The 8012-nt window shown below is 38.6% G+C and carries 5 protein-coding genes; 2 read left to right on the forward strand and 3 right to left on the reverse strand.

Annotation, left to right across the window (positions count from 1 at the left end):
- Window positions 1-1557, forward strand: coding sequence for a phosphatase PAP2 family protein (locus tag P2W72_RS04145; RefSeq protein WP_276359642.1), 1557 nt, complete (start codon window positions 1-3; stop codon window positions 1555-1557).
- A gap of 93 nt (window positions 1558-1650) precedes the next feature.
- Here P2W72_RS04145 and P2W72_RS04150 read toward each other — a convergent pair whose 3' ends face one another.
- Entirely contained in the window at window positions 1651-2571 is a 921-nt protein-coding gene (locus tag P2W72_RS04150; protein ID WP_276359644.1) for an AraC family transcriptional regulator, read from the reverse strand.
- Window positions 2572-2672: 101 nt separating this feature from the next.
- On the opposite strand from P2W72_RS04150, the gene ppsA reads away from it, so the two are divergent.
- Window positions 2673-5147, forward strand: a complete 2475-nt coding sequence (gene ppsA / locus P2W72_RS04155; protein ID WP_276359645.1) for a phosphoenolpyruvate synthase — start codon at window positions 2673-2675, stop codon at window positions 5145-5147.
- Between the two features lie 54 nt (window positions 5148-5201).
- Here the strand turns inward: ppsA and P2W72_RS04160 are convergent, their stop codons facing one another.
- Both P2W72_RS04160 and P2W72_RS04165 read right to left on the reverse strand, forming a co-directional pair.
- The gene (locus tag P2W72_RS04160; protein ID WP_276359646.1) at window positions 5202-6839 is read right to left on the reverse strand and encodes a S8 family peptidase; all 1638 of its coding nucleotides are present in this window, start codon (window positions 6837-6839) and stop codon (window positions 5202-5204) included.
- A 263-nt stretch (window positions 6840-7102) separates the two neighbouring features.
- Window positions 7103-7819, reverse strand: a complete 717-nt coding sequence (locus P2W72_RS04165; RefSeq protein ID WP_276359647.1) for a DUF1796 family putative cysteine peptidase — start codon at window positions 7817-7819, stop codon at window positions 7103-7105.
- Between the last annotated feature and the right edge of the window lie 193 nt (window positions 7820-8012).

The raw sequence follows: 8012 nt of genomic DNA on the forward strand, positions 1-8012 counted from the left end.
ATGAAACAATTGTTTACAAGATACACTATAGCTGCAATTATGTTATTTCTGGCAGCTTGCAGCAAAGATATTGAGGAGACTAATCTTCTTACACCATCACTTAATCCAACAACAACTGATGCAAATGCCGGAAGCTGGAAGCCTATTCTGCTGGCCTCTGCAAATGAGGTTTCCGTACCCGCACCTATCGCTAAAACCGCACCTGATTATACAGCACAAATCAATGAGATTAAAGGCTGGCAGAAAAACATCAGCGAAGACGACCGCAAACTGGTAAAATACTGGAACGGCGGAGCTATCTTACGATGGAATGAAATCATGCGCGAACTGGTTGCAAAGTACAATTTACCTCCTGTTCAAAATGAAAATGGAACTTATCCGTTACCAAATGCCAGCAATCCTCTTGCTTATCCTTTTTTCCCCTTCTCAAATCCTCCTTATGCTGCAAGAGCCTATGCATATGTAAGTGCCGCACAATATGATGCATTGATTGCAGCACATCATTACAAAAACTTATACAAACGGGAAGCTCCTTACTTCGCTGATCAGAATATTAATGCACTGGTCAACAAAAGTACCTTATATTCCTATCCGTCAGAAGATGCTGTAGTGATTGGAGCAAGTGTTGAGCTTCTCAAGTTACTCTTCCCCGGAGAGCAGAATTTTATTCAGCAAAAAGCCGAAGAACACCGAAGAGCCAGATTCATTGCTGGAGCAAATGTCAGGGATGAGATAGAAGCAGGGGAAGCTTTAGGCAGAGCCGTAGCACTTAAATATGTACAGCGTGCCCGAACTGACAGAACCGGTGCAGCAGCCGGAATTACGAATGGGGTTGATCTCTGGAAAGAATTTGAACAAGCTGCCATTCAAAAAGGAGAATCACCATGGATCAGTCAGGAAATGCCTAAACGACCTCCAATGCTGCCATATTTCGGAAGAGTGAAACCCTTCTTATTTGATTCATTAACTGTAGTTACAAAGATCAGACCGGTTGCACCACCATCAACCAAATCTGAAGCTTTTAAAAAGGAGCTTGATGAGGTTCTGTATTACAGTAAAAACGCAAACAGAGAAAGGATACGCATGGTCCATGTTTGGGGAGATGGTGTAGGCACCTACACTCCTCCGGGGCACTGGAATGCCATAGCTGCTGAACATATGATTCCTTTAAAGCTAAGCGAAGTGCGCTGGGCCAGAAATCTTGCTCTCTTAAATATGTCATTAATGGATGCTGCAATCGTATGCTGGGATGCAAAATTCACTTATTATAATCCGAGGCCTTCACAGGTAAATCCTGAAATAAAAACATTAACAGGATTGCCAAACTTCCCATCCTATGTTTCCGGACATTCCACTTTCAGTGGCGCTGCTTCCACTATTTTAGGTCACCTGATCCCTGAAAAAGCAAGTCTGTTTACCGAAATGGCACTCGAAGCCTCCTTCTCCCGACTATACGGTGCTATACATTATCGCAGCGATTGTGAAGTAGGACTGGAAATGGGCAAAAAGGTTGGAAGTTATGCAATCCAGCGTGCACAAAACGATGGTGCAAACTGATCTGTCATTAACTTAAATCCGAAAAGCGAATGTACCTCTGCAGGTACATTCGCTTTTTATTTATACAGCAAGAATATTCTGAACAGAAGAATTTCAATTCGGGCTGAATTTAGCGAACCCGGACTTAATATTACGTAACTGAGCTCTGTACTGAAAAGGCGTTTTACCTGTGATCAGCTTGAAATGCCGGTTAAAATTAGAAACATTCATAAATCCACTTTCATACGCAATTACCGCCATGCTATAGGCAGTTTCCGATAAAAGCTTGCAGGCATGGCTAACCCTGATTTCAAGCAGAAATGCCGAGTATCGTTTCTTAGTTCTTGCTTTAAAATAACGGCAAAATGAATTCGGACTCATGTGTACGATATCAGCAATTTCCTTCAATGTGATCTGCCGCAAAAAATTGTTCATGGTATAATTGTATATGCGATTAAGCCTGTCATCATCCAGTTTATTAAAGCTGCTGGTAAACCTGACTTGTGATAAAGATTCTGTCTCAGGTGAGGAGGCTATAAGATGCAAAAACTGAATAAGCAAAATAACCTTTTCGGTATTACGCGCATATCGTATAGAGTGCAGAATTCGCTTAGCCGACAAAAGCGTTTCACCCCTGATTTCCAGACCATGAGCTGATTTATACAATAAATCTGCAATAGACTTATTCTCAGGAAGATTAATAAATGAACTGAGTATATCCGGAAGAAAATGAACTACAATAGCTTCTGTATCAGGGTTTTCCTTACTCAAATCACCATGAGTCCGGAGCATATGAGGCAGGTTTGAACCAATCAAAAGCAATTCATCCTCTTTAAAATTATCAATGCGATCTCCGATAAAACGGGTACCAGAGCCCTTAATGATATAAATGATCTCGATCTCCCGGTGATAATGCCATTGCTTATAGAAATTCCATCCGATCTCCAGCTTAACACTGAATGATTCCTGACTGTTTAAGGGTATAGCGAGCAGATGTGGATTCATTAATACTAAAATAACCAATTTACTATGCATAATACAATTATTTAGTTAAGATAGTATTAAAAATTGCTAATTATCTGCTAAGTATCCTGAAAGAATGGCTCTAGATTTGGCTGTATAACAATATAAATCATATGAAATCAAATAGTCTGATCCTTAAATTGAATGAAGCAGGCATCAATGATGTGGAACTGGTAGGTGGTAAAAATGCTTCACTGGGTGAAATGATACAAAACCTGACTTCATTAGGCATTGCCATACCTGATGGATTCATTATTACAGTTAGAGCCTATCATGAATTTATTGAGCACAATAAGCTGGATCTGATTATTCCGCAGATCATTGCTGGTATGGCGCATGATAATATCGAATCTTTGAGTCGCACAGGAAATGAGATCAGAAACCTTATTGAAAAAGGCTCATTCCCTGAGAAGCTCTCAAAAGAAATTATTCAGGCCTATCAGGTCCTTTCAGACCAATACCAGCAATTCAATGTTGATGTAGCCGTACGTTCTTCGGCAACTGCAGAAGATCTTCCTGATGCTTCATTTGCGGGTCAGCAGGAAACCTTCTTAAATATCTGCGGTCAGGAAGCACTGTTAAATGCAGTTCGCAGATGTTTTGCTTCGCTTTTTACAGACCGGGCAATCAGCTATCGCGAAAACATTAGTTTTGACCACTTCCGTATTGGTTTATCAGTATGTATTCAGAAAATGGTAAGATCAGATCTCGCTTCATCAGGAGTAGCCTTCTCGCTGGATACAGAAAGTGGCTTCAAAGATGCCATCATCATCAATGCTTCGTACGGATTAGGAGAACTAATAGTACAGGGAGCCGTTTCACCGGATGAATTTATTGTTTTTAAACCAACTTTAAGAGCAGGACATCCTGCAATCATTGAAAAAAAACTTGGCAATAAGGATAAGAAAATGGTTTATGGCAAGACCAGAGAAGAGCGTATAAAAACCGTCAATATAAACCCGGAAGACCGGAATTTTTTTTGCATATCTGATGAAATGGCTCTTCAATTATCCAATTGGATTTTATTGATTGAGAATCACTATTCTGCCCTCAAGGGTTCCTGGTGTCCAATGGATATTGAATGGGCTGTTGATGGCATCAGCGGAGAGCTGTTCATCGTTCAGGCAAGACCGGAAACCGTTCATTCCCTCAAAGAATCAGGCAAGATCACAGAATATATCATTAGTGACAGGAACAGAGCGGAAAAGGTCATATTGAAAGGAATTGCTGTTGGAGATAAGATAGCAGGAGGAAAAGTTCATATTATCCGGGATCTGAAAGCAGGACAAATACATCTTATAGATTTTAAAAGGGGCGACATACTGGTTACAGATATGACAGACCCCGACTGGGAACCAATCATGAAGCATGCTTCAGCTATTATTACCAACAAAGGAGGAAGAACCTGCCATGCTGCAATTGTTGCACGCGAAATGGGAGTTCCGGCAATTGTGGGTTGCAAAAATGCGACTGCCCTATTAAACAATGATCAAATAATAACTGCATCATGTGCTGAAGGCGATACAGGCATTATTTATGAAGGAATGATTCCGTTCGAAAAACATGAATTTGATCTATGCGATATCCCGGAAACCAGAACCCCGCTGATGCTTAATGTGGCTTCACCTGAAATGGCTTTCCAATACGCAAATCTTCCATGCAAAGGTATAGGTCTGGCGCGCGAAGAATTTATAATTAACAACTATATCAAAGCTCACCCACTGGCCTTGTTAGATCATCAAAGTTTAAATGATCCGGAATTAAGCACTGAAATCAATAGGCTTACAGCCGGCTTTAAAAATGGAGAAGATTATTTCACCCAAAAATTATCCTATGGAATTGCACGCATTGGAGCTGCATTTTATCCTAACAAAGTGATTGTACGCTTCTCAGACTTCAAAAGCAATGAATATATGAATTTGCTGGGAGGTAAATATTTTGAGCCGGAGGAAGAAAACCCAATGATAGGATGGCGCGGGGCATCAAGGTATTACTCTAAAGAATACAAAGAGGCATTCGGTATGGAATGCAGGGCAATCAGAAATGTCAGAGAAAAAATGGGACTGAACAATATAGTGGTAATGATTCCTTTCTGCAGAACCCCGCGGGAATTAGATCAGGTATATGCCACCATGGCTGATTACGGACTCGAAAGAGGCAAAAATGGATTGGAGGTTTATCTAATGGCTGAATTACCTTCCAATATTATACTCGCAGATCAGTTTGCGAAAAAGATAGATGGATTTTCTATTGGTTCAAATGACCTTACCCAGTTAGTACTGGGTCTTGATCGCGACTCATCACTTGTTGCTCATATCTACGATGAACGTAATGAAGCTGTAAAATCAATGATCAGTTCCCTGATCAGGATAGCCAAAAAAGAGGGAGTCAAAGTTGGCATTTGCGGACAAGGTCCATCTGATTTTCCTGATTTTGCGAAATTTCTTGTCAGCGAAGGAATTGATTCAATTTCTGTAACTCCTGATTCATTTCTTAAGACAATGAAGGCAATTGAAGAAATAGAAGGAGAGATCAGAAAGGAAAATAGCTCAGCACAAACTGAACAGGTCTGGCTAAGCGCAGTTTAACAAAGAAGGGGCGCGCGGATATCTCCAGGCGCCCCTTCTCTATAATATTAAAAGCTATTTTAACTTTGATTTAGACCCCTTACTCATTTTTTCTGCAAGCTGTAAAGCTGAGTAAGCATTAACAACACCTCCAGATACTGAAATATCACTTAAATTTACTTTCTTACTATCGCCATCTTCCTTGATCTTCACTTTATAGTCGACCTTAGTTACGGAATTCATGATAATTTCTTTGATTTGGTTAGCAGTAAACTGCGGATAGTAAGACCAGATCAAAGCAGCTAACCCCGACACTACCGGTGCAGCCATACTCGTACCGTCATTTTCCTTGTAAGTAGAACCGGGCATAGTCGAATTAATCTTAACTCCAGGAGCGAAAACATCTACAGTCTTTGCCCCGAAATTAGAAAACGTTGCTACCAGATCTTCATTATTTTTCCAGCTGCTTGCACCCACTTCAATCCAAGCTGATGCAGTACCCATTGTACGTCCGGTACTGTCCTGAAATAATCGGTTTGGGAAATTATCTTCCTTCTCAGTGTTCTTTGCATCATTTCCGGCAGCATGTACTAAAAGAGCACCTTTTGAAACAGCATATTGGATAGCCTCATCAACCGCCTTTTTATCCCAGGAATATGCCTTTCCGAAACTCATATTTAGAACTTTAGCACCGTTATCCACTGCATAGCGGATAGAGTTAGCTACATCCTTATCACGTTCATCTCCATCTGGAACAGTACGTACAGCCATAATCTTTACGTTATTGGCCACTCCATTAATTCCCAAATCATTATTGCGCACAGCCCCGACAATGCCAGCCACATGGGTTCCATGTTCTGCATCCGGACCGGTTATGTCATTATTACCATAATTACGATCGTTACTATCTGTGTAATTATCTCCTACAGAATCTTTTCTGGGATCAAACTCTACATTTAAATGATATTTGACCTGTGCATCGTAATATTTAATACCATCAAGTAATTCCTCGTAAAATTTTTTAAAATCGCGCTTTTTCAATTCAGGCTTAACAAATTTAATTACCTGTCCCTCGATATCATTAGAAGGCTTATAAGAGCTAAAATCATCCGCCGATGGATTCTCATTATCCATCTTTGCTTTAATCTCATCAAGGTATTTCTTAATCATTGTTGTATTCTGCAATCCCATCTGAGCGGATTGGAGTTTATCCATATAATCAGTAATAAGCTTCTTATACAACTGAAACTCTTTTCTTTCACTTTCAGAAAATGGGGTTGAGTTTAATGCAGAAGCATATTTAGGGTTATACTTATTAATCAGACGAATCAGTTCAAGATTATCATAATGAACATTAGCCTTCGCAGATCCTATAAAATTCCAACCATGTATATCATCAACATAGCCATTCTTATCATCATCAATACCATTGCCTGGGATTTCTTTAGGATTGACCCACATTACTTTCTTAAGATCTTCATGCTCTTCATCAATTCCTCCGTCAATGACAGCCACAAGTACTGTTGAAGACTTCTCTCCCTTCAATAGCTCTTTGTAAGCCTTTTCCGTACTGATACCGAAAACATCATCATTTTTAAGATCCAGATTCTGCCAGTTTGCTACAGGAGATTCATCCTCAGCACTTTGGGAAAGTGAGATCATGGGTAACGCGAGTATCGCAAGAGTTAATAATAATTTATTTAATAAATTCATTTTAGTTCCTGTAAATTAAAATTCTATGTTCAAGATAACGAAATATTATGCCTATTGTTATGATCAGGCTAATCGACCCAAAATAATACAAAAAATCTTCCTGAAAGAAGTATTCGAAAGATTATCCTTTTAAAACACAAAAAAAGTTTAAGCGGAGGTAAGTTGGGATAATAAAAAAGGTCAAACAGTTCCTGAATTCACCAGGACGTTAATTCATTGTCTTATTTAGTAATATGAAATCAAATATTACTGTTAATATCCATTCATACGGTTTTTACTATCCTCAGCATTTTACTTATTAAGGAATCGTCTATAAATGCCCAATATTCCCTTTGATCACGCCCGGTCCAGGTATGATGAGTATGAAAATCAAAAATATGGATATCGTTATTCTTTTGGTATATCAGTTTTTTCTCCGACCCTTCAGGAATTATAATCTGTTTAAATAAAACAATCTGACATTCATATTCATCAGTTGAATAATACTTTTTCAATTCACACAGATGCATTAAGAGTAATTCAAGATTATTGCCTTCACAAACTCTATGATGATATAGAAGGACGTATTTCGCTTTACCTAAAAATGTTTTTAATTTGTTTGTCCGTCGAACAACTTTATTCCAATATTTTTTATTTTTAATAACATCATGACTCGGGAATTCAATGCCATTTTTATGTAAATGATGATAGTTATTTTTAAGAATTAAATCAGTTTTAAGGCGTGGGACCGGCTTTCCGTTTAAGTCTTCATACTTCAGAAATTCGCCGCTTATGAAATTCTTATAGTTGTTTCTCTCCAACTCCAATATATACTCAATATTAGATCTGCAATGTGAAAATGGTGTTGTAAAAGATTTAAGTCCGTACCTGCTTAAGATATTATCCGTTAAGCAGTTCTCCCCAAATGACAGATATATTTTATTTGTTCTTTTTCTATGAATAGTATTAAATATTCCATGAAACAAATAGGATAGAAACATGAATTTGAATTAATAGGTATTGATAAATTTCAATTTATTTCATCAAACCTAACAAATTGTTCCTGATTTACATCAGAATAACATAGGTTTTCAACTGTTTAGTATTGGTTAGTTATCGGGAGGGATGGCAGCGACTTTCGGTAAACTTAGAATAAACAAAGAAACCCTCAACAGTTTCCTGTGAGGGTTCTTA

The sequence above is a fragment of the Daejeonella sp. H1SJ63 genome, from assembly GCF_029360775.1.
In the GTDB taxonomy this organism is placed as follows: Bacteria; Bacteroidota; Bacteroidia; order Sphingobacteriales; family Sphingobacteriaceae; genus Daejeonella.